22 protein-coding genes (1 of these 22 only partly in view) are annotated in these 22,839 nt (G+C 44.9%); 18 read left to right on the forward strand and 4 right to left on the reverse strand.

The features are described from left to right. Nucleotides 1-12: 12 nt before the first annotated feature. The 3 genes from LEP1GSC047_RS05860 to hslU are packed head-to-tail and all read left to right on the forward strand — an operon-like array spanning nucleotide 13 to nucleotide 2,940. Nucleotides 13-966: a tyrosine-type recombinase/integrase gene (locus LEP1GSC047_RS05860; RefSeq protein WP_010419311.1), complete on the forward strand. Its 954-nt coding sequence runs from the start codon at nucleotides 13-15 to the stop codon at nucleotides 964-966. Continuing rightward, nucleotides 935-1,498, forward strand: coding sequence for an ATP-dependent protease subunit HslV (hslV, locus tag LEP1GSC047_RS05865; RefSeq protein ID WP_010419309.1), 564 nt, complete (start codon nucleotides 935-937; stop codon nucleotides 1,496-1,498). Before LEP1GSC047_RS05860 ends, hslV begins: the two co-directional genes overlap by 32 nt. After that, on the forward strand, nucleotides 1,495-2,940 hold the full coding sequence (hslU, locus tag LEP1GSC047_RS05870; RefSeq protein ID WP_010419306.1) for an ATP-dependent protease ATPase subunit HslU: 1,446 nt from the start codon (nucleotides 1,495-1,497) through the stop codon (nucleotides 2,938-2,940). Before hslV ends, hslU begins: the two co-directional genes overlap by 4 nt. A gap of 94 nt (nucleotides 2,941-3,034) precedes the next feature. Here the strand turns inward: hslU and LEP1GSC047_RS05875 are convergent, their stop codons facing one another. Next, a complete protein-coding gene (locus tag LEP1GSC047_RS05875) occupies nucleotides 3,035-3,868 on the reverse strand; it encodes a hypothetical protein (protein WP_010419302.1) in 834 nt (277 codons plus the stop codon). Between the two features lie 69 nt (nucleotides 3,869-3,937). On the opposite strand from LEP1GSC047_RS05875, the gene LEP1GSC047_RS05880 reads away from it, so the two are divergent. The 4 genes from LEP1GSC047_RS05880 to LEP1GSC047_RS05895 are packed head-to-tail and all read left to right on the forward strand — an operon-like array spanning nucleotide 3,938 to nucleotide 6,854. Beyond that, nucleotides 3,938-4,198: a lipoyl domain-containing protein gene (locus LEP1GSC047_RS05880; protein WP_010419301.1), complete on the forward strand. Its 261-nt coding sequence runs from the start codon at nucleotides 3,938-3,940 to the stop codon at nucleotides 4,196-4,198. Beyond that, the gene (locus LEP1GSC047_RS05885; protein WP_010419298.1) at nucleotides 4,195-5,076 is read left to right on the forward strand and encodes a metallophosphoesterase family protein; all 882 of its coding nucleotides are present in this window, start codon (nucleotides 4,195-4,197) and stop codon (nucleotides 5,074-5,076) included. Before LEP1GSC047_RS05880 ends, LEP1GSC047_RS05885 begins: the two co-directional genes overlap by 4 nt. A gap of 1 nt (nucleotide 5,077) precedes the next feature. Continuing rightward, complete coding sequence (locus LEP1GSC047_RS05890; RefSeq protein ID WP_010419295.1) at nucleotides 5,078-6,124, forward strand: Mrp/NBP35 family ATP-binding protein; 1,047 nt, start codon at nucleotides 5,078-5,080, stop codon at nucleotides 6,122-6,124. Between the two features lie 40 nt (nucleotides 6,125-6,164). Then, nucleotides 6,165-6,854: a hypothetical protein gene (locus LEP1GSC047_RS05895; protein WP_010419292.1), complete on the forward strand. Its 690-nt coding sequence runs from the start codon at nucleotides 6,165-6,167 to the stop codon at nucleotides 6,852-6,854. Between the two features lie 202 nt (nucleotides 6,855-7,056). Here the strand turns inward: LEP1GSC047_RS05895 and LEP1GSC047_RS05900 are convergent, their stop codons facing one another. Next, the gene (locus tag LEP1GSC047_RS05900) at nucleotides 7,057-7,689 is read right to left on the reverse strand and encodes a UbiX family flavin prenyltransferase (protein ID WP_010419288.1); all 633 of its coding nucleotides are present in this window, start codon (nucleotides 7,687-7,689) and stop codon (nucleotides 7,057-7,059) included. A gap of 24 nt (nucleotides 7,690-7,713) precedes the next feature. Then, the gene (locus LEP1GSC047_RS05905) at nucleotides 7,714-8,628 is read right to left on the reverse strand and encodes a UbiA-like polyprenyltransferase (protein ID WP_039934160.1); all 915 of its coding nucleotides are present in this window, start codon (nucleotides 8,626-8,628) and stop codon (nucleotides 7,714-7,716) included. A gap of 100 nt (nucleotides 8,629-8,728) precedes the next feature. Between LEP1GSC047_RS05905 and LEP1GSC047_RS05910 the strand changes: the two genes are divergently transcribed. Genes LEP1GSC047_RS05910 through ychF form a run of 3 tightly spaced genes read left to right on the forward strand, consistent with a single transcriptional unit; the run spans nucleotide 8,729 to nucleotide 11,565 of the window. After that, nucleotides 8,729-9,388 carry a hypothetical protein gene (locus LEP1GSC047_RS05910; protein ID WP_039934330.1) on the forward strand — a complete coding sequence of 220 codons (660 nt, stop codon included), beginning with the start codon at nucleotides 8,729-8,731 and terminating at the stop codon, nucleotides 9,386-9,388. 45 nt (nucleotides 9,389-9,433) lie between these two features. Continuing rightward, a complete protein-coding gene (locus LEP1GSC047_RS05915; RefSeq protein ID WP_146036896.1) occupies nucleotides 9,434-10,411 on the forward strand; it encodes a hypothetical protein in 978 nt (325 codons plus the stop codon). 56 nt (nucleotides 10,412-10,467) lie between these two features. Then, on the forward strand, nucleotides 10,468-11,565 hold the full coding sequence (gene ychF, locus LEP1GSC047_RS05920; protein ID WP_010419279.1) for a redox-regulated ATPase YchF: 1,098 nt from the start codon (nucleotides 10,468-10,470) through the stop codon (nucleotides 11,563-11,565). A gap of 5 nt (nucleotides 11,566-11,570) precedes the next feature. On the opposite strand, the gene LEP1GSC047_RS05925 is transcribed toward ychF, so the two are convergent. After that, nucleotides 11,571-13,217 (reverse strand): helix-turn-helix domain-containing protein, encoded by a 1,647-nt coding sequence (locus tag LEP1GSC047_RS05925; RefSeq protein WP_010419278.1) that lies wholly within the window; start codon nucleotides 13,215-13,217, stop codon nucleotides 11,571-11,573. Nucleotides 13,218-13,823: 606 nt separating this feature from the next. On the opposite strand from LEP1GSC047_RS05925, the gene LEP1GSC047_RS05930 reads away from it, so the two are divergent. From LEP1GSC047_RS05930 to LEP1GSC047_RS05970, 8 genes are all read left to right on the forward strand, one after another. Beyond that, on the forward strand, nucleotides 13,824-14,807 hold the full coding sequence (locus LEP1GSC047_RS05930) for a sodium-dependent bicarbonate transport family permease (RefSeq protein ID WP_010419276.1): 984 nt from the start codon (nucleotides 13,824-13,826) through the stop codon (nucleotides 14,805-14,807). A 208-nt stretch (nucleotides 14,808-15,015) separates the two neighbouring features. Then, on the forward strand, nucleotides 15,016-16,989 hold the full coding sequence (locus LEP1GSC047_RS05940) for an alginate export family protein (protein ID WP_010419275.1): 1,974 nt from the start codon (nucleotides 15,016-15,018) through the stop codon (nucleotides 16,987-16,989). A 16-nt stretch (nucleotides 16,990-17,005) separates the two neighbouring features. Then, the gene (locus LEP1GSC047_RS05945; RefSeq protein WP_010419273.1) at nucleotides 17,006-18,727 is read left to right on the forward strand and encodes a proton-conducting transporter transmembrane domain-containing protein; all 1,722 of its coding nucleotides are present in this window, start codon (nucleotides 17,006-17,008) and stop codon (nucleotides 18,725-18,727) included. Continuing rightward, a complete protein-coding gene (locus LEP1GSC047_RS05950; RefSeq protein WP_010419270.1) occupies nucleotides 18,694-19,581 on the forward strand; it encodes an NADH-quinone oxidoreductase subunit H in 888 nt (295 codons plus the stop codon). Before LEP1GSC047_RS05945 ends, LEP1GSC047_RS05950 begins: the two co-directional genes overlap by 34 nt. A gap of 3 nt (nucleotides 19,582-19,584) precedes the next feature. After that, the gene (locus LEP1GSC047_RS05955; RefSeq protein ID WP_010419267.1) at nucleotides 19,585-20,196 is read left to right on the forward strand and encodes a hypothetical protein; all 612 of its coding nucleotides are present in this window, start codon (nucleotides 19,585-19,587) and stop codon (nucleotides 20,194-20,196) included. Further along, nucleotides 20,193-21,401, forward strand: a complete 1,209-nt coding sequence (locus tag LEP1GSC047_RS05960; protein ID WP_010419264.1) for a proton-conducting transporter transmembrane domain-containing protein — start codon at nucleotides 20,193-20,195, stop codon at nucleotides 21,399-21,401. The genes LEP1GSC047_RS05955 and LEP1GSC047_RS05960 overlap by 4 nt, the downstream gene beginning before the upstream one ends. After that, entirely contained in the window at nucleotides 21,398-22,816 is a 1,419-nt protein-coding gene (locus LEP1GSC047_RS05965) for a hydrogenase large subunit (protein WP_010419261.1), read from the forward strand. The genes LEP1GSC047_RS05960 and LEP1GSC047_RS05965 overlap by 4 nt, the downstream gene beginning before the upstream one ends. Continuing rightward, nucleotides 22,813-22,839 carry the beginning of an NADH-quinone oxidoreductase subunit B family protein gene (locus LEP1GSC047_RS05970; RefSeq protein WP_010419259.1) on the forward strand. The gene runs 792 nt beyond the window's last position, so only the first 27 of its 819 coding nucleotides appear in the window; its start codon is at nucleotides 22,813-22,815; its stop codon lies off the right edge, out of view. Before LEP1GSC047_RS05965 ends, LEP1GSC047_RS05970 begins: the two co-directional genes overlap by 4 nt.

Genomic DNA, 22,839 nt, shown 5'->3' on the forward strand with positions numbered 1-22,839 from the left:
ACGGAGACCCAAGTGAGCGAATACACTATCAAAGTGCCCGAGTTTTCTTCAGAAATCCTGAACCAAGCCGCTCGACGATTTCACGAGTATCTCCGTGTCGAAAAGAATTATTCCCAAAATACCTTGAATGCCTATCTTCTGGATCTAAAATCATTCTTCGAATTCAGCGAACGCGAGCAACTCGATATCTACCAACTCGAAGCGGTGGATGTTCGATCGTATTTTGCGTATCTCTCCAAAAATCAAGGCTTAGATCGAAAGACACAAAGTAGAAAGCTTTCTAGCCTACGCACATTCTATAAAGTATTACAAAAGGACGACCTGGTTCCCAGCAACCCGATTCTTTCCGTCCATTTTCCAAAGACCCGAAAACAGGTTCCTAAAAATTTTAGAATCGAGGAGACCGAAGAAATCCTGGAATACGAGGACGGAAAAGCTTCCGAGATTTTGAACCTGAGAGATAAGGCCATAATAGAAGTTTTATATTCCACCGGACTTAGGGTTTTCGAGCTTGTCGACGCGTCTTTAACCCAGCTTTCGAGAGACAATACGATCTTAAAAGTGTTGGGAAAGCGTCGCAAGGAAAGATTCGCCTATCTTGGAAAAGAGGCAATCGAAAGTCTCACTGCATACTTGGAAGTCCGACCGAGGTTTCGCCCCCAGTGCGATGAAATTTTTCTGAACCAAAAGGGAAAGAAACTGACGACCAGGGGGGTCCGTTATATTCTGAACGAAAGAAGGAAACGGATGGGATGGGACAAACCCATCACGCCCCACAAATTCCGACACACCTTTGCTACGGACTTGCTTGACGCGGGTGCGGATATCCGTGCAGTCCAGGAGCTTTTGGGCCATTCCTCCCTTTCCACTACTCAGGTCTACCTGAGCGTTAGTAAGGAAAAGATTAAAGAGGTTTACCGAAAGGCTCACCCGCATGCAAAACGAATCGATCCATCATCCCAGTAAAATTTATGCAACTACCATTCTCTGCGTTCGTAGAAACGGAAAAGTAGCCATTGCCGGAGACGGCCAGGTTTCCTTCGGAAACACCGTCATGAAAAATTCCGCCAGAAAAGTCCGAAAATTGTACGGAGATAAAATCGTTTCCGGCTTTGCAGGTTCGGCGGCGGACGCGTTCACCTTATTCGAGTTATTCGAGAAAAAAGTCCATGAATTCGGCGGAAGCCTTTCCAGAAGCGCAGTGGAACTTGCCCGCGAATGGAGAACCGACAGAATGCTTCGTCGTCTGGAAGCTATGCTAATCGTGGCCGATAAAGACGAATCCTTCCTGGTTTCGGGCACGGGGGATGTTATCTCGCCGGACGATGGCATTCTTGCAATCGGTTCAGGCGGTAATTATGCCTTAGCGGCAGCAAGGGCCTTGTATTCCAATACCCAATTGGAGCCGGCGGATATAGCGAAAGAATCGATGCGCATCGCAGCCGATATCTGTATTTACACGAATCATACTATTGTCGTCGAGGAAATCAACCAATGAACGATAGCAATCATTTAACGAATACCGTCCCCGACGAACCGAGGCTTCGCGAAGAGGATCTCACACCGAGAGAAATCGTAGCGAGATTGGACGAGCATATTATCGGACAAAAAAATGCGAAGAAGGCGGTTGCGATCGCTTTACGCAATAGAACTCGCCGCCGTAAATTAGATCCGGAAATCAGAGAAGAGATCTATCCTAAGAACATCATCATGATCGGTCCCACCGGAGTGGGAAAGACCGAAATTGCAAGAAGACTTTCCAAGCTTTGCGGGGCTCCCTTTTTAAAAGTAGAAAGCACAAAGTTTACCGAAGTAGGCTATGTCGGACGGGACGTGGAAAGCATAATTCGCGATCTGGCCATGGTTTCCCTCAATCTAGTAAAGCAGGAATTTCGAAAGGAGGTGGAAACCAAAGCTAAAGAAGGTGCCGAAGAAGCTCTTCTCGATATACTTTTGCCGTTTCCTTCCAAGCCGAGTCCGGATCCTCATTCCCCTTCCATCGGATTTGCGACAACGGTCGACGAGGAAGAGCGTAAACGCCGTTTTTCAGAAACCCGGGAAACGATGCGTAAAAAACTTAGATCGGGAAAGCTAGACGACCAAGAGGTCGAGATAGATTTACCTCAAGCCGGTCCGCAAGGAATTCCGATGCTTCAAGTTTTCGGAGCAGGCAATATGGAAGATTTGGACAATCATATTCAAAACGTTCTGGGCGATTTGATGCCTAAGAAGCAGAAAAAAAGAAAACTCCCGATCCAAGAAGCGCTAAAAATACTAGAAGAAACGGAAGCCGAAAAGTTGTTAGACCCGGAAAAAGTGCAGCGAGAAGCCCAAAAAAGACTGGAAGAAATGGGAATCGTCTTTTTGGACGAGATCGATAAGATTGCGGGACGGGAGGGGAGATCGGGAGCGGACGTCTCTCGAGAAGGAGTGCAAAGAGATCTACTTCCGATTGTGGAAGGAGCGACCGTCAATACCAAGATCGGTCCGATTGCCACCGATCATATACTCTTCATTGCGGCGGGTGCATTTCATATGTCAAAGCCTTCGGATCTAATTCCTGAACTGCAGGGAAGATTTCCGATCCGGGTGGAGCTGGAAAAACTCTCTATGGAAGATTTCCAAAAAATTCTTACTGCACCACGTTCTTCCTTAACACGCCAGTACCAAGCCCTGCTAAGAACCGACGGAATCGAAATCGAGTTTTCCGAGGATGGTATCCGAGAAATCGCACGTATGGCTTACGATATGAATGAGAAGCACGAAAATATCGGCGCCAGGAGATTGAATACGATTATGGAACGACTTTTGGAGGATGTCAGCTTCGAGGGTCCGGATCTCCCTGCCGAAAAAAGAAAAGTGCTCGTCGATAAATCCTACGTGGAATCTAAACTAAAGGGAATCGTCGAAGACAAGGACCTAAGTCGCTACATTCTATAGGACGGATTTTCCGGCTCGTTCGGGAAGGGATAGTATCGATATTCTGATCCCGAACGAATTGTGGAGGAACGAAAAGGAAAAACTAGCCGGTTTTTTAGAAGGTCAGTTCTTTGAGAGCGGAGATAGGATATCTCATATACACTGTGGTAGTTCTACTTCCCGAAGTAATCGTCAGAAGATCCAGTGGATTTAGACCCATGGTATAAAAGCCTTCGTCAATCATTGCGATTCCAAAGCCCGCGCTTTCTTTTTCATCCAAAAATTCCGGACGGAAAAAATCAGCCGAGTTGCCCTGATCGTATAATTCCTTATGCTTCAAGCGAGACTCTTCGATTCTTCCGAAATCCATATTATGAATGGGAGAATCGTTTCGGATTCGCAAATTCAACTCATCATTCGTGATCCGAATCTTAACCGAAATATTCATGCGATTCTTTTCGAGCTTGGATCGAATATCCCTAAGAAATTCCGTTTCTTCCGGAACGAGAGTTTGTTTTTTGGCGCGAATTCGATCTTCCAGCTGCAGCACATTTTGCACCTGCTTCTTGATCTTATCCGGAACAACGTATCGCTGCATCGCATCGCGGAGAGGAGAAGTATCTAGAATCACTTCTAAAAGTTCTTCGGCTTCTTCTTGAGAATCGCCAAGATTGGCTATTTTTTTCAAGAGTTCATCGCGAAAGATAATATGACGAATATTACCTTTAATTGCGTTAAGAAGTGCTTCCATCAACCCGCTGAAAAGGTGGAAAGCCGCTAAGGGGTTCGCCCCGACTTCTTCTAGGATCCCGTTTACCAACTCGGAGAGAATATCTCGCGTCGGTTTCGTCAGCCCTTTCAGTCGTAAATGAAAGAACTTTCTCTTTTTAAGATCAGAGATGTTTCGGAGGATTTCAGCCCCTTTGAGGACAGATTTCTGGTTTGCCATAAGAGGGAACTTGGAAAATTTAGTACACGATGCCGGCTGGACTCTATTCGGCAAGCTGGTTTTACGAATATGACACCAAAAACCGACGATTTCGAACTGATCACTCCCGACTTAGGCGATACGGATAAAATTGAGCTCGTTCGATGGAATGCAAAACAAGGAGAGACGATCGAGATTGGTCAAGAGGTATGCGAATTGGTAACGGATAAGGCTTCTTTCCCGATGGAGTCTCCGATCCATGGCACTCTGACGCAAATTATGAAAGAGAAGGGTTCCATCGTATCAAAAGGAGAAATTTTAGGCGTGATTCGGAGGAAAAAAACCGAGTGAAATTGGTCCATTTATCGGACCTCCACTTTCCAGTACACCTTCCTTTGTCCAGCCTCAAAGGGAAGATGGTACCGGGGTACTTAAATTACACCCTTCGGCGTAAAAGTAAGTATCCGATCTATCTATGGGAATCGCTCGTCGAGAAAGTACTATCCTTGAATCCGGATGGCATCGTCATCTCCGGCGATATTACAAACGTAGCACATATCACCGAATATTTCGGTTCTCTAGAATACTTAAGACCTATATTAAGCGACAAGACTTTCATGATCCCCGGAAATCATGATCGATATACACGCGCCGCGGTGAGGGGATCGGAACCGTACTATGAAAGGTTTTTTTCCAGATGGATGGGAGATCCGGTGGAAGGATCGAAAGGTTATCTTCGCTGGAAAAAAGTGGGGTCTCTCTATCTGATCGGATTAGATTCGAATAAGCCTCTCTCCGTCTTAAACGCATACGGATATGTAGACCCGAATGTCGTGCGAGACGCGTTAGCTTTCTTACGGGATAAACAGGCCAGCAGATACGTCCTAGTTTGCCATCACCCGATTTGGAATCCTCCCGAAAGGCAGGAATCAGGCGGTCATAAGATGCGCAATCGGGAAGAAATAGCGGAATTATTAAAAGGGAACCCTCCCGTAGCCTACTTACATGGGCATGTTCATACGAACTGGGTAAAATCCCCGGGTAAGGAAAAACCGTACTACGTGGTAAATTCCGCGTCCAGCACCCGGATTTCCGACGCAAGGCATGATTGCGGATTTCACTTTTTAGAAATTAATAATGAAAGCACCCAAATCACCCGCTTTACTTTCTCGGAAGGCATGTCCAAGTTTATGGAAACGCAAACGATCTCGTACGAAGAAAAGGAATAAAATGGCCGGAAAAATCGAACCAATCGAAATCCAACGTGAACTAACCAAGATCAAGCATCCCGAGTTAAAGAAGGACATAGTTTCCTTGGGAATGATCGCTTCTTTAGAAATCGGTGAGGACGAAACGAATATCCTCGTAAAAACTCCGAGCCAGGATAGGCGCATTCAAATCGGATTGGAAGCGCAGATCCGCCAAACCCTCTCAAAGAAAGAAGGAATCGGAAAAATAAAGATAAAGTTCGAAGTCGATCCTAAGTTCCAGCTCGACGATTCGAATAAGATCGTCGGAGTAAAAAAAGTGATCGCGATCGGCTCCGGAAAAGGAGGCGTCGGAAAATCCACGGTCACAGTTAATCTGGCGGCTGCTGCGAGCGCCTTGGGATATAAGGTCGGCGTTATGGACGCCGATATCTACGGACCATCCGTCGGAAAAATGTTCGGAATTAACGGAAGAGTCGCCTTAAAAGCCGAAGAAGATAAAATCTATCCGCTAGAAAAAGACGGTCTAAAGATTATATCGTTCTCCTTTTTGATCGATGAAAAACAGCCGGTCGTCTGGAGAGGACCGATGCTCGGCAAGGCAGTCGAGCAATTTCTTTACGATATTGTTTGGGGTGAGTTGGATTTTCTTTTCATCGATCTTCCTCCCGGTACTGGGGACGTTCAATTGTCGCTGGCCCAGCTGATCGATCTGGATGGAGCGGTTCTGGTTACTACTCCTCAGTCCGTCGCATTGCTAGATGCAAGTCGTGCAGCGGCAATGTTTGAGCAAGTGAAAGTACCCATTTTGGGCGTAGTAGAGAATATGAGTGAATTTGTGTGTCCGAATTGTGGCCATTCTTCGCCTATCTTCTCGAAAGGTGGCGGTCAAAAATTGGCGGATGCTTTCGATTCAAAATTCTTAGGCGGAATCCCACTTACGATGGATCTAATGAATGCAAGTGAATCCGGAAAGCCGCTTGTCTTCCAAGAGCCTAACGGTCAAGTTGCCCAAGCGTACAAAAACATTCTAGAAAATCTTAATGAAGAGATAAAAAAGTGGGAATGAGCGTCAATCGTCAGTCAGTTATTACAGGAGAAAGGAAACCGTGAAGTTTGAGAAAGGCTCCGAAAAGAACCCATCTGGAAACCTCATCGTCTACTGTAATGTAGTAGGGGAGAACCCTCTATATCCGGGTGGTAAGATCATCGCGTCCAATGTCGTAGTTAGTTTTCTGCGAATTGGAGAGAATTTTCCCGTAGTCACCTTCCCACCCGTTTCGCTAGACAGCTATGACGATTTAAAGCGTATCATCTCGGATAATTACGACAAGTATGACGTCGTTAAAATCAAAGACTTTGAAATGCCTACCGAGCAGGAAGATTCGAATTCTTATATCAAAGAAAGGATGGATCATTTCGAAAACGTGGTCATTCGCTACGTTGAACTCTGCAAGAATCGCGAAGGGAATTCCTTTCCTGCCAACGATAAGGAACCCGAGGGAGTACGCGATTACCTGGATTCGTTAGCGAATCTTTCTCTGAAAGTGCGTAGATCCAGCGGAATTGCCCGCGAGGCTTCTCTCTTGCATATGGAGAAGTTGGTGGAGAATTTCGCGGGAAAGCATCCTGAATTCGACCTGCATAATTTTAGAAAAGCGCTTGAAATGCCCGGCCAGACGGGTGAAGAGCTGATAGGTTTATATCTGCAGAAGTTTAACGCCATTTCGTACGAGAGATACGAAGACGCTTCTTCCTTGAATAAACGGATTCAACAGATTGAATCCGTCAATTCCTGAGTCTGAATCCTACGACTTAGTGTATCGGTCTCTATTTTCCCGAAAGCGTTCCTCGAAGATTACCTCGATTCTTTCGAATGTCGGCGATTCATCGCTTATAGAAGCGGGATGAGGGATGGAACGATTTTGTGTCCATTTTCGAATATGAATCGCTCCTTCCCGAAAAACGAAAAGAATAATATTATAAAATTCGATTGCATTTTTAGGACTCGGCCTCTAAATCCGGATTCCATCTAGGATATAAATCCACATCGACTCCTAACAGACGGAAAATCCGAGTCGCCATAAAATCGCCCAGGTCATCCAAGGTTTTAGGAATTTGATAGAATCCCGGGGAAGCAGGCAGCAAGATTGCACCTGCATCATGAAGGTCGATCATATTCTGCAAATGGATTCTATTATAAGGCGTCTCGCGAGGGACTAAAATTAATTTTCTTCTCTCTTTAAGACTGACATCCGCCGCCCGTTCGATTAAATTATCGGTAATTCCGGATCGAATCGAGGCTACGGTTTTCATCGAACACGGTACTATAACCATTCCGTCCCAGGTATTCGAGCCGGATGCGATATCCGCACCGACGTCTTTGTGATCTCGAATTTTGAAGTTATGTTTAACGGTCGGTCTCCAGAGTTCTTCTATATAATCTAAGACTTCTTTCGGAGAGGAGACTTTCGTCCCGTATTCCTCCCGAAAAACTCGAATCGCGGCGGGACTCGCCACAAACCAACTTTCGCCTTCCAACTCCATCAGAGCGCGTATAAATCGCGTCGCGTAGATGGACCCGCTTGCGCCGGCTATTGCGACGATTAACTTCGTATTCTTCTGAGAGTTCAATTCCTTATTCCGATTATGAAATTCTTATAAAGGAACATTACGAATCGCTGTTAGAATTTCCGGAATTTTTTCCGCCAAAATCCCCAAGAATGAAACCAAGGAGATCCAGGAATGAATTCCGTAAAATGCGGGAGGGAAAATACCGTCCTTGTGTTTCATTGCAATCCATTGCTCGCATATCAGCAGCAGTCCTGTCCCGACCCAAAAAAGCCAAAAAATACCGGAAAGCCCCGAGGCAATTCCCGCCCATGCCAAAAAAAGGAGGGAAAGAAGATGAGAAATCCTGGAAATCCATAGCGACGCATTTCGTCCAAAGCGGGCAGGTATCGATTGCAAGCCTTCCTTCCTATCAAAAGATTCGTCTTGCAAAGCGTATAAAATATCGAAACCGGAAAGATTGAAGGCTAAGCCGATTGTCCAAAAGACCGGCTCCCAAGCAAACTCCTGGCGCAAAGCGACCCAGGCTCCGAGAGGAGCTAACCCTATCGAAACCCCCAAATAGAAATGGCAAAGAAACGTGAATCTCTTCGTATAAGAATAAGTCAAAAGCAAAAACAATGTCGGAAAAGCAAGGGCAAAAGCTAAGGGATTTAAAAACCAACTCCCGAGAAAAAAAACGAAGGAAGAAACGATGATAAACAAGATTGCAGCAACTTCCGAAATTTGACCGGCCGGAATTTCCCGATTAGCCGTCCTTGGATTTTTGACGTCAAATCCGCTGTCTACCCAGCGATTGAAACCCATCGCCGCGCTTCTCGCTCCTATCATACAAATCAGCACCCAAAAGAATCTGATTCCCCATTCGCCAAGCATGACGTCAGGCGTTTTTAAAAAAGCGAGAATGCAAGAAATGCCTGCAAAGGGCAGCGCAAATAATGTATGGGAAAATTTTACAAATCTTCCGTACTTACCGAACGTCTCTAATGCTGAAGAAACCATCCCATTCAAAATGATAAAACCTATCGTTCCAGGAAGCAGATTTTTATTTTTCTATTCGAAAATAGGTGATTTTTTCACGGAAGCGGAAATGCTCGGAGATATGACTTCAGCGCAAAGTGTAAAAGTAAGAACTCGGGTCGGCCGAAACGAAATTCGATCCGTTTTGGAGGACATTCAAAGAATTCCTTCCATCCATGCAAAATGGCTGAACACACTTTCACTTCTCGAGCATATCGGAGCTAGAAAAATTCATGCCTCGCAAACGGGGATTTCCATTTCGGAAATGGTTCTACGACATGCGTCGGAAGAAGCTAGGCACGCGGCCTTTTTTAAAAAACTTGCTCTTAAGGTCGGATCCGAAGAATTTTCAAGCTACGAAGAGGCATCTTTACTGGCGGGAAATTCAGCGGTGATGTATTTCCAGAGATTGGATTCGCTAGTGAATCGTTCCTTATCCTCCGAAACGTTCGCCCTTGGAAAACGGAAACTTCTTTGTTATCTCTATGTTACAAAGTTAATTGAAGAGAGGGCCGGACTCGTGTACGAAGAATATGAGCAGGCATTGAGTTCAAGCGAAAGCGGAATTTCCCTGAAAAGCATCATCAAAGAAGAAGAGGCTCATTTGCAAGAAATGAATTTTCATCTACAGGATAGCGATCCGAAATTTAGCGAACGAACGGATTACTTTCGCGAAAAGGAATCGATGTTTTTTTCAAAATTCTTCGGAACGCTTAGAAATTTGGTTCCTAAAAATTCCTAAAGAGTGAACGGAAACCTGTTTTAGACTTCTATGAATTTACGAGGATTGTCGAAGTTATCATTTGTAATCGTTCTTTCATTCATATCGAGTATCGGAACGGACTCTCTTCGTTCACAAGAAGACTCCTCTGCCAGAAAGGATTCTCCGATAGGAATCGTCGTCTATTGTTCCCTTCCGGAAAAAGAAGGTCCATATTCGAAAGTATGGGAACGAAATCTTTCACTCTGGTATAAATCTTATAAGAAAAGAAAGCAGGAGGAAGGCGGGGATTCATTTTTAATCGCATCCGTTCCAAATCTTCCGAAGAATTCTCCCGAATTGGAAAGACTTCGCCGAGAGATCGGATTTGAAATACTGTTCCCCGGCGATCAAACCATTTCAAATAATGATAAACCGGCATCCGACAAAGTAAAAACGCCCGAAGCGATAGAAAAAGAACCTACCGGAAAGATTCGGAAAAGCAGGAAGGCAAAAAAAGAAGTAAAACGAAAAAAGAATCCATCCGATCAAACGAACGGAAAAAGGGAAAAAAAAACGAATTCGGTTAAATCACCGATCATCTTGCCGGTAACTGCGGTTCGTAAATCCATCGTCGACTTGACGTTCTTATTCTACTCTCCGACGGTAACTTCTTTAAAGTCCGCCGGAACTTCATCTTGGAAAGAAGAATTTCAATCCCAAATTTCCCTTGCGAAGCGGGAAGTCGATATTCATTTTTTATTAGTGCAGGATCCGACTCAATATTCGGCGGAAACTCCGAATGGAGTCGTCGCCGGAGAAATTCATTCGTTACGCCCAGTTCTTTTGGGGGACCTACCCGCAATTACTTTACTACCTTATTCACGCCCGCTTCGATTCTTTGAGGGGGAATATAGTTACGGTTGCGGAGCGAATCCGAATTCATTGGGAATAACCGTGCTGGAAGTGTTTTTCAGAAATGGGAAAATGATTCGAATTTCCGAGGAATCGTACACGTTGAATTCATCCGATTCGAATAAATCGTGGATTCTAGAATCAAACTAGGCTGCCTCCTGGTACAAACGAATTTACAGATTTCATGCCCTGACTAGATTGACTCCATGAGTCTCAATTGCGGCATCGTAGGACTTCCCAACGTAGGAAAATCCACGATCTTTAACGCCCTTACGAAAGCCGGGGCAGAAATGCAAAATTATCCCTTCTGTACCATCGAACCGAACAAAGGCATCGTAGAAGTTCCGGATCCGCGTCTGAATAGACTCGCCGAATTATACCTTCCTCAAAAAACCGTTCCCGCGATTATGGAATTCGTGGATATCGCTGGACTCGTAAAAGGAGCCAGTCAGGGAGAGGGACTTGGAAATAAATTTCTTTCCCATATTCGGGAAGTGGACGCTATCTGCCATGTGGTTAGAGCTTTTGAGGACGAAAATATCACTCATGTTCACGGAAAAATCGACCCGGTAGAGGATGCTCAGGTGGTTACCTTAGAACTGATCTTTGCAGATCTGGAATCCGCCGAAAAGCAACAGCAAAAAATCGCCAGAAATGCAAAGGCGGGCAATAAGGAGGCGATCGAAACGACTGCCATCCTGGAGAAAATTCTCAATGTTTTAAAAGCGGGAAAGCCAGCTCGTTTGGCGGAAATCAAGCCGGAAGAACGAAAGATCGTTAAAACATTTAATCTTATTACGTCCAAGCCAGTGATGTATGTGGCAAACATCAGCGACAAGTCGGCGTCCCAAAAGGACAATCCACTTGTTTCGGCCATCAAGAAAATGGCAGAGGAAGAAGGCGCCGAAGTAGTAACGCTTTGCGGGAAATTCGAGGAAGAGATTTCCGGACTGTCAAGAAACGAGCAGCTGGAATTTCTAACCGAAATCGGAGAAACCGAAAGCGGACTTGATAGAATGATTCATTCCGCATACAAACTCTTAGGTCTCGTGACTTTCTTTACCGCCGGTGAACAGGAAGTAAGAGCTTGGACCACGGATCTTGGAAGTACCGCGCCGATCGCAGCCTCGGTTATTCATACCGATTTTGAAAAAGGATTCATTAGAGCCGAAGTAATGAAATTCGAAGACTTAGATAGAACGGGAAGTCCCGCAAAAGTAAAGGAAGAGGGCAGACTTCGTCTGGAAGGAAAAGAATACATAGTTCAAGACGGAGATGTGATCTATTTCCGGGTTAACGCGTAATTCTTTCAGCCAGCCTGAACCTTATCCGCAAGCATATCCTTCCGGAAGGAATTCGGATTCGTACCCGTTAATTTTTTAAATTCAAGATAAAATGCGGATCGAGAGCTAAATCCCGCTCTTGATCCGATGTCGGTCGTATTTTCCTCGGGTAATTCCATTAAAAGATTTTTAGCTTCCTCGACCCGATATTGATTGATCAAGGAAGGGAAGCTAGTCTTAAATTCGGTATTAATCAATTCTGAAAGTTGATGTATCGTAATTCCTAATTCGCGAGCCACATGCTCCTCCTTTAAAGATTTAGTGAGAAAGATTTTTTCCGATTCCAGGAGTTGCCGAATTCGCTGGACAAAATGATTGACGTCCAAGGAGGTAAGATGCGATTTTCGCGCAGATCCCTCTCCTTCTTCTCGCCTTCGTATAATTTCCCGAGAAAGTAGGGAGACGAAAGCCGTCAAAAACGGAATGAAATACAAAACGCCGAAAACTGCAATACGGTTGTACGGGTAAAAATCAAAATGAAAAATAGTCTTATATAAATCGAGAAGAAGAAAAATTCCCCAAACGGAAATAAAGAACAAATCGTACACGGATCGAGGTCGTACGAAAGATATATGCGTTTTGCCGAAATACAGTATCATTAAACCGTAATTTGCTACCAATACGAGAATCCTATGGTCGTACCAGAATTGATATAAAGGAATTAATGGGTATAAGATTCCGGTTAAGCATACGATCCAAAATAAAGGAGATCTATAAACGCTCCCATTATCCTCCCGATCCCAAGCCGCTAAATAAAGAAAGAATGCGATATGAGTTATGCATAGGAATAAGAAATAATTATGCCGAAAGAGGTTATTTGCATTTCCCACAATCGAAGCAAATTCCTTTCCATGCAGGAAATATAAAGTAGCTGCCAGGGAAAATAAGTGAAACGGCAAAGCTAAAAAAAGAGGCTTTCGGGTTTTAAAAAAATGGAACCCGTTATAGCCCAAAGACAAAAGCAGCACGAATCCCATCGTGACAAAAATCACGGATCGTAGTCTAACGACCACCATGTAATCCTCTTCGGGAAGCAAACGAACCGGATAATTGATATCCTCATTGGAGAGAACATATAAATAAAAAGTTCGCTCTTCTTGCGGCTGTAGGCGTATGTTAAAGTGCGGCAGAGGGGAGATCAGATCGTTCCAGAGCGGATCAATATCGTATCCCGCAAAGCCTGCCTCGAATTTACCGTTACTATCAAGGGAGCAGAGTTCGGCATCAGGTACGTTCAACCAACCAAGGGCCAGAGTTCTAAAAATCGCCTCTTCTCCGGTATTAACCAACCGAAATCTCAGCCAATTTCCCGTCGGATTTCTTTTGACTCTCACGACTTCCGAGCTATTATGATGCCATTCCATACGACTGAGAGTCTCAATTGTTTCGACCTTACAATGCCGAAACTGAAATCCCCGGTATCTATATTCGATTTTAGAACTAATATTTTCCGTCGGGGAGCTCAATTTTAATAGAACAGTTTCCGCTCCTTTGATTACCGGATTCGGCAGGAGCGGGTCGGTCAAGAAAGTCGTCATAAAGAAAAGTAGAAAAGAGATCCATAACGTAGTATGCCCAAGGTCCCTTCGCCTCCTTTCTCTTTTCCAATTCACGTTTTTACAGTCTTCCTTACTTTCGCTCTATGTCAGGCTATCTTAATTTGCTACTAGGAACAGTAAAAAGTATAAGCAATTATCTTTCCCAGTCATTCCATTTTTTAATTTTAGGACCTTCTCAAAAGGATTGATTTTTGTCCGGAATTAGGATTCCGGGCCGTTTTTTCTTAATCTATCCATAATTATAATCTTGGAATATATAATTTTATGGTAAGGAGTGGTTGTCATAGTTCCTACAACCCATTGGCTCATCCCATCCATCCTTTTAGGATGCCTTCCGATCCTTAAAAATTGTGCTTCATGAGTTAAAAACCACTCAAATCTCAGGCTCACATTACTCTGCTACTTGAATATTTCCGACAAATTGACATTTGTCATTTAAAAAAAGGGCAAATTGCTGGTTATTGCAGCGCCCACTCAAATACGCTGAAATAACTTTCATTTTTTACTATTTAAGATTTTTTTTGATGTCCAAATTTATAAGTTTGGAAGGTCATGTAATACATAATCCTTCTCGGGTGAGGGGGAAATCGATAGAGCGGGGAGTGAAACCTCTGCAAATATTCGGCCTCTAAAATTACCCGAGAATTCAAAGGAGATTTTATGGATTTTCATGCCGTTATAGAGAACATCCTTAACCCCCCGGTATTGTTTTTCTTCCTGGGTATGGGAGCGGTTCTTTTTAAATCGGATCTAGTAATTCCGGATCAGATTGGAAAGTTCTTCTCGATGTTTTTGCTGTTCTCAATCGGGTTCAAGGGTGGACATGAGCTGTATAAAACCCCGTTTACTCAGGAGCATTTCTTCGTTCTCCTCGGGTGTTCTTTTATGGCGACCCTAGTTCCGATTTATGCGTATTACATCTTAAAAATTAAGCTGGACCGTCCGAACGCTGCCGCATTAGCGGGATCTTTCGGTTCGATTAGCGCTGTTACCTTCGTTACCGCGGGCGCGTTCCTGCACAACGTTGGCCAGGAATTTGGAGGATTTATCGTCGCAGGAATGGCGTTGATGGAGTCTCCCGCAATCGTTATCGCAGTTTTATTGGATAGAATAGGACGCACAAAAGCTGAGGGCGCGGGAAAAAACGGATTCTCTTGGAAACATTTACTTCATGAAGCTTTCTTCGGGTATTCCATTTATTTATTGTTAGGCGCCTTATTCGTGGGTTACTTTACCGGAGAATCCGGATGGAAGAAAGAATCACCGTTCTCCGAAAATTTATTCCAAGGAATCTTAACTCTGTTCCTACTTGATATGGGAATTTCCGCCGCAAAACGATTCAAAGAACTAACTCATGTCGGTTCTTTCTTGATTCTTGCAACGTTGATTATCATGGCAATCAACGTATCTTTAGGTATAGTTCTCGTTAAAATTATCGGAATGCCTTTAGGCGACGCATTCATGTTCGTCATACTATGCGCTTCCGCCTCTTACATTGCAGTTCCTGCAGCAATGAAAGGATCGATTCCGGATGCAAACCCGAGTATTTATCTCACAGTTGCACTATCGATCGTTTTCCCGATTAATATTATCGCGGGCATCCCTCTTTACTATTACCTAGTGAAGACGGTCCTCGGAGTATAACGGACTTAAGTGATTATCTTTAAACAAGATAGATAGAGATTAAAGATAAAGAAATGAAGCGACCTTCCGGCTTCGCTTAGCGAAGCCGGATTCAGCGCCAATGTATTTAACAAGGTGCGCGAGTTCCGTCATTTTTAAAAACAATGGACGGGAGTGATAAGTAAGTCCGGAAGGAAAATCCGGTAAAAATGAAACTCGGAGGAAGCAAATGAAAGTTCCCAACTTCGCAAAAAATAAATCGATTCAATTTTCAAAAAACGTTATTATCTTTCTAACCGTTACTACCGTCGTATCTGGGGTTTTTGGACAAGAAAAACCGGCCACTACGGTAACACCCGACCATTCCACGCCTGCAACTGGAACTCCTACTCAAACCGCCGCCAATTCGGATGACGAAACATATGTTTCACCGATGAAAGCTGGAGGTTTAACCGGAGATTATAACAGGGCTATCTTTCTCGATCCGGAATTAGGAAAAAAATTCCTGAATCGGAAAAAGGCCTGGTTAAACGACTGGATCCGCGTTGGAGCGTATATACGTCCTCGATATGAAGATCGGGAAAACCTTTCGTTCGATAGGGCGAATAAAGGTGATACCTCCAGAATCATGCAGACAACCCAACTCTTTTTCATTTTCGATCCTAGTCCTTATTTTTCGATGAAAGTAAACATTCAGGATGCGAGAGTTTGGGGAGGAGAAACGCCTGCCGCAGTGGGTGACACGCGGGCAAACACATTTGCAAGTACCGGTACGACAGTAGTTCCGGGACAACCCTCGAATAATACTGCCGGGCAGACTTCCATTCGTGAAGCCTGGTTTATGATTAAAAAACTGCCTATGAATGCGAAGGTTCAAATCGGTCGTCAAATTCCTTCTTATGGAGATCAACGAATGATAGGCGGGGCCAACTGGACGATTAACGGTCTTTCTTACGATGGAGCACGAGTCATGTTCGATCAAGACTGGTTCAACGTTCATCTTTTTGGCTATAAGTTAGTCTCCAATGCAAACGGGGTAAATAGCGTCTTATCTGCGAATGCTCCCATCACCTATACCGACCCTGTGACAGGAAAAACGGTAACGAATCAGGGGCAGCCTGACCAGTATTTAGTCGGAACTTATAATACCGTAAAAGCAAAAGATTGGTTCTTAGTGGATATTTATTCCTTAGGAGTATTAACTCACAAGACGCCTATTTCGCCGGCGGGCACGTTGACCGTTCCTTCAGCAGCGGGAGCCGATCTAACGCCTAATGCTTGGAATAAGCAGCAGAATAATCTAATCACTACCGGATTCAGAATTTCCAATCGGACTGCAAATAACAACCTTCCTGCCGCAGGACCTTGGGGAGGATGGGATTGGACATTGGAGAGCGCATGGCAGTCGGGAGCAACCGGCGTTAGAGTCGATAACTTGGTCGCAGGCCAGGATGTGACTCTTCCTTTAACCGTTAACGGAGTCACTTATAACGGCAGCGTTGCGGGTACGAAGAATCAGAAGTATTCCGGTGAATTTTTGGTTTTACAAACCGGATACACATTCTTTGAAAAGTTACGTTTCGGTGTTCAATATCAGTATGCTTCCGGAAATCACAATCGCGCGAGCGCAAGCAGTTCGACGTTCCAAACCATCGCGAATCCTCGGTTCGGAGTAATTCCGTATTTCAATAACGTTGCTGGGTTATCCGAGAATATTGATACGAAGAACTTAATCAGTAAATCGGTCCATGTATCCTATAAATCGAACGAATACGGAACCTTCTTTGTGTCCTACTTCGTAAACGACAAAGCTCAGGTTCAGGACGCTTGGTATGCGATTAACGGGACGGCGAACACAGGCTTTAGCACCGAAGCGAATACCGGCGTAACGAATGCCAATGGACAAACGGTTTACACTCTAGGAAAGCTAGGAAAGAATATATATAACGAATTCGATATCGCTTGGATGTATATGTTAAACGACTATGTTTCTCTCTGGATCGGAGCTGGATTCCTTTCCGCAGGAAATGCGGTTAAAAATCAGAGAAACGCACTCTATACATATACTGTCGCGAGCGACGGATCGATTTCGCTTACTTCGACGGCGGTTTTAAATCATTTAAACACTCCGTCGGTTTACGGTCCTGCAGGTGCAGCGTCTCAGGCGAGGATGTTCTACATGCAGTTTAATGCGGCGTTCTAATTGAATTAGGAGCAATATGACGATACTTGCTTATCTTGCGGTTGCGGCTTCGCTTTTAGTTCCCTTTCTGATCGGAAGGGTGTTAGGAGTGGATTTTCTGGGAGCGGATAGTTCGATCCTGATTGGACTAACGCTTCAGGCCGCGTTGGGAATACCGATATCTCTCTATGTAAGCGGTTATGAGAAAGAGAAGAAACCGTTGGTTCTGTTAGGGTATGCGGTTTTTTTCTTGAGCACGGGACTTTGCTACTTGGTAGGCAAAAGTCTTTGGCTGATTCTTTTTTGGGAATTGTCCACGGTGAGCGCGTTTCTCCTGTATTTAGGGGGAAGGTGGACCGACTCGTCGATAAGAAGTTTCGTGGCTTTAGTGTCGGCGGGAGGAATCGGAGCCTTTTGTTTTACCTTTTGGATCTTCGCCTCCGACCCCGGCATCGGACTCTTTTTCTTAATTGCAGGATTACTAATAAAGTCCGCTTTTTTCGGGGTTCATTTTTGGTTACCGGAAGCCCATTCGGGAGCTCCAGCTCATGCATCGGCCGCATACTCCGGGTTGCTCGTGAACCTACCTCTGATTTTGTTCGCAAAGTTTGCGTTACCGCTTCTTCCTGGAACTTTCTATGCGACCATCTTGATTCCGTTAGCCGCTATCGGAGTCTTGTGGGCGGGAATGACGGCTCTCTTTACCAAAGAAATCAAGAAATCCATAGCGTATAGTACGGTGGAGAATATGAACCTTTTATGGTTGAGTATCCTGCTTGCCGGATACTGGCAGTCGAGCGAGACCGAAGGATTACGATTATTGAGTAAGGCGTTCGGGGTTCTGTTTTTGATTTCTCTCGTGCATCATAGCATCAGTAAGACGTTTCAATTCCTTTATTTCGGATATCTTTCGAAATTATCGGGAGCCTCAGGAGTGGATCAAAGTACCGGTGTCGGAAGAGTGAGTCGGATACCCACGTTTCTTTCCGCGATCGGAACCTTGAGCTTTCTTGCGATTCCGGGGACGACCGGCTTTCTATCCGAAGCTACGTTTATCAAATTATTATCCGCAGTGGTCGCGGTTCCGGGGACGAGCGCCCTCTTGGTACTCCCGCTTTTGATTTTAGTCAGCACAGGACTTGCACTAGGAGCCGCATCCCACTTGAGATTATTCTTGGGACTTTCGTTATCCAGGCCCAGAAGGAACTTCGAGGATCACGGTCGAAATCTACCGATAACGATTTCTCTCGGAATCATCGGCGGACTCGTTTTCATAGCGCCGATTCTGATTTTAGCGTTAGTCAATTACGTGGCGATCAAAGTCGATTGGCTGGAATCGGAATGGTTTAGGGGTCTCGGAATATTGGATATAATAGGACTTATCTTATTGCTCTCGATCGGAGTTTTAGGTTTTAGACATAGAATCAAACAAAGAAAACTTTGGGATTGCGGAGGGCAGTTCGGAGGCGCGGAAGTCGCTATCGGTCCCGCAGCGGTCTCGGATCCTTTAGTGTCTCCCTTAGGAAGATATTTCGTCGATAAAGAAGGAACTTCGCTCTTCGACCGAGGATTTATTCGAATCATCATCAAACTTTTAGGCGCAGCAAAAGCGAAGATCGTCGGAGCGGACGACGAGACCATCTCGATCAACTTAACCTATTCGTCGTTAACAGTATTGGCTATATTGGTCGTGATCATCGCAGTCCGATTGGCCGAGGGGGATATATGGAAACAAATTATTTCTCAGTGGATACATTAATCCGCATTATCTCCTTCCTCCTACTTCCATTTCTTTGCGGAGGAATCATTCAGAAAATCCGCGCTTATGGACAAGGAAGGAGGGGAGCTCCGGTCTTACAGATCTTATACGATACCGTTCGGATGATCCGCAAATATCCGATCGACGGACCGTTTTCCGGCTTCTTTACGGAAAGTGCCGCGATATTCGCGTTTACTTTCGGGGTGGCGCTTTGGTCTCTCATCACGTTCGAATGGGCTTCACTTTTGCTCGTCCCGTTTTTAATCGGGATGATTCGATTCGCGACGGTCTCTTACGCGGTTGAAAACGGAACTTCTTTCGGAGGAATGGGAGCCGCGAGAGAAACCCTTTTATACGTTTTGGCGGAACCGATTCTCATTTTGGTTTTAGTCGTCTTCGAGTCCAACTTGGTCTTTCAGGCGAATTTTGCGAACCTCTCGTTCGGAATTCTCTTCTTCTTCGGAGCATTGTTAATCGTACTGTCGGATCTTGCAAAACCTCCTTTCGATGATCCTCGCACTCACTTGGAACTTACCATGGTGCACGAAGCGATGCTTTTAGAAGCTTCCGGAAGAACGAGGGCTCTTTTTGAATTGGCTCATCAGCTTAAGACGGCGTCGTTACTTCTTCTTCTTACAAAGCTCGGTTTGGAACATATAGAAATTTTCCTGAACTTGATTTCGAGTCCTTTGATACGGGAGCTTACCGCGACCGGTGGAGCTTTGTTTCTATCGGCTTTGATCGGTTATTGGGAATCGAATAGTACTCGTAGAAAATGGGTTTGGATTCCAGAACTTCTGGGATTGAACTTCATCTTCATGTTGATCTTGGGCATATTGCTCAAGCTAGGATAAACCATGGCGACAGATTTTAGTTACCTTATTATTCTTTTAACAGGAGTGGTTGCACTCCTGGAAAACCGTTTAAAGCGACTCGTAATACTCATCGGAATTCAGGGATTTTTATTATTAATTCCGTTGTATCAGGAAGAAGGCGGGGATACTTTCCATTCAGTATTTTTAGCTTTGATGGTGGTCGTATTTAAAGGATTATTAACGCCTGCGATTCTGTATTGGACTGCAAGAAGAACGAATTCCGCAGAATCCACATATCCTAAAGTAGGGTACCTACCGACGTTAGCTCTTTTGTTCGCAGGAGCCGCGATCAGTTATACTTTCATGGGAATGATCTCGAACTTCTTCGGAAAGAGTCATCAATATGCGTTTCTATTCGTTTTATTACTCATCTATGTAGGTATCGTGGGATTCGTAGTAAGACGGAATTGGTTTGGAGTGTTTGCCTGCTTCAGTATTTTTGAAAACGGAACCTTCCTACTTACGTTGATCTTAAAATCGGGAGTTCCTATCGGTAGCGAATTCGGCTCCTTCATCGATGCGGTTCTGATTATCGGAGCCGGCGCCGCCTTACGAATCAACAGCGAGAAAGGAAAGGAGGAAACATCCGCATGAGTTTGGAAATCTTATACGGGATCGGGTTTGCGGTATTCATACTGATTTTCCTAACCTATGTTCTCGCACCCACCCGCAATCAATCCGATCTACCTTTTTGGTCCGTATTACTCATCCTATGCGCGGGTTTGAATTTCGCCGCTTGGGGGGAAAGAGATACCACACTTCAATGGGTTCTTATCGAAGCCACGACGTTCGTAGGCTCTTTACTCATCTCATCCAGTAGAACTTCGAAATCCTTTCCCATAGCCTGGAAATTTCTACTGATCAACTCCTTCGGTTTAGGTATCGCTTTTTTAGGAATCGTCTTGATTCTCGCAGCCTTCCATGTAATCAACCAACCGGTGGACGTCCTCGCGGCTAATGTTTCCGATCATCCGGAAATCATATGGGTAGAGATAGGTCTTTGGTTAGCGATCTTCGGATACACCGCTAAGCTAGGTCTTTTCCCGAATCATGTTTGGATCGAAGACACTTACGGAGAGAGCCCGACGCAAGTGTCCTCACTTCTATCCGCATTCATACCGGTTTCGGTTTGTTTTGCGCTTCGTCCTTTCGTACATATGGATCATCAACTCTTTCCTCACACATTCAGCGGTGCGGACGGATTGTTGGTATTAGGGATCGTTACGATTCTAATCAGTATCTTTGCCGTTTATGACAGGAACGATATCCGTAGGATCTCCGCAAAAGTAGCGCTGTTTCATACGGGCGCACTTGCGGTGATTCTTTGGATGGATTTGAGCGATGTGGTATTTTACTTCGTCATGGCTTCCAATCTAGTCGTTAAGTCCCTTCTATTCATCAGTATGGGGATAGTCAGAATGGACGCAGGCAAAAGGGAACTGGGTAAAATTCTACAATCCGATTCCATTAACAAGCCTGCGTTATCTCTCTTTGTCTTAGCCCTCTTTTTGGCGTTTGTGATGCCGGGCTCCCCGGTCTTTGTGAACGATATCATTCTGATCAAAGCGGGACAAATCGGTGGAAAGGGTTTAGTAATTTTAGTCCCTATCCTAGGTCTCGTTTTCTTCGGGGTCATGTTGTATAAGATCGCGCCTTTATTAAACCTAAAAGGGCGACCCTTCCAAAAGGAAAATTCGACGATCTTGCGTATCCGAATGACGAACGGATTTTTCCTCCTCCTCCTTTTGCTCGGCACCGGGTGTTGGGGGTTCTTCTTATTAGTCCAGGGGGTTTTATGAGGACTGTTACCGGAATCTTTCAGAGCAAAGAAACCAAACAAACGCATCGCTTTTGGTTGACCAATCAAGGAGTAGAACACGAAGTTCTTCCCAAAGCAAATGAGAAAAACATTATAGAGGATGCGGTAAATCCGATTTGGATTCTCAGGCATAGTTTAGGAACCGATCAAGGAGCTGAAGATTATTCCTCCATCGATTTCGAGAAATATCTTTCGCAGGAAAGAAAACTTCTTTTGGAAAGATTCGTCACCAAGGAGGGAATCAAGGATCTAGTTTATCGAGGCATTCATGTTCCCGTACCTGCTTCTTTTTATAGCCACGCTGTCGGCCCCATTCATGCCGGAGTCATCGAACCGGGACATTTTAGGTTCATCGTTGAAGGGGAAGAAATCCGGAACTTAGATATCCGTTTAGGATTCCAGAAGCGCGGGCTCATCGAAAAGATGAAAGGTCTGCATAAGGATTCGATTGCTCCCTATGCCGAAGCAATCTCCGGCGACTCTACGATCGCCTATGATATCGCGTTTAGCAAGGCTTTTGAAGAAGCCCATGGCATTCAGGTTTCTCAGGAAATTAATTTCGCGAGGGCGGTTCTTTTGGAAATCGAAAGAATCGCGATCCATATCGGAGACTTAGGTGCGATTGCGGGAGACATCGGCTATTATCCTTTGCAGGGAGTCTGCTCCATGCAACGAGGAGTTCCTCTAGGCGTAATGGAAGCTCTTACCGGAAATCGATTCGGTCGCGGAGCTCTTTCCCCCGGAAAGGTCCGTTTAAGAAAGCGGATCACTCCCGAGTTCCTATCGGATCTATCCAAGCGAATCGCGAACGTTACCGCAGACGTGGCCGCTCATTTCGAAAGAGCCTCCGAAAAATCCACCAATCGAGAAAGGTTGCAAGCTTGCGGTATCGTTCCCCAAAAACAGATTAAGAATCTCGGATTCGTAGGAATGGTCGAAAAGTGCACCGGATTGTCCAGAGATCTTCGTGTGCATGATTCCTCTTATTCGCTCACTCCAGTGCCCTTGAATCTTACTTTAGATTCGGGGCAGATGCGGGGAGACGCATGGTCCAGATTCTATCTTCGCTATCAAGAGTTGAAGAACAGTGGAGAGTGGTTGGAAAAAGCCATTCCTTTGTTAATCGAATTCCCGAAAGCCGCAGACTCGTTAGAGAAAACGAAAATCTCTAAACCGAAATCGGGACTTTATTTCGGTTCTGCCGAAGGATGGAGAGGTCCCGTTTTGATCGCGATTAGCTTGGATTCTTCAGGCTCGATTCTGGATGCGTATGTTAGAGATCCTTCCGTGTTGAACTGGCACGCGTTGGAGCTTGCCGTAAGAGGTGAGAATATCGGAGACTTCCCCCTAAATAATAAATCCTTTAACCTCAGTTATGTGGGCGTAGATCTATGAAACTATTATACGAAGTTCTCAAT

This window comes from Leptospira inadai serovar Lyme str. 10 (genome assembly GCF_000243675.2).
Lineage (GTDB): Bacteria > Spirochaetota > Leptospiria > Leptospirales > Leptospiraceae > Leptospira_B > Leptospira_B inadai.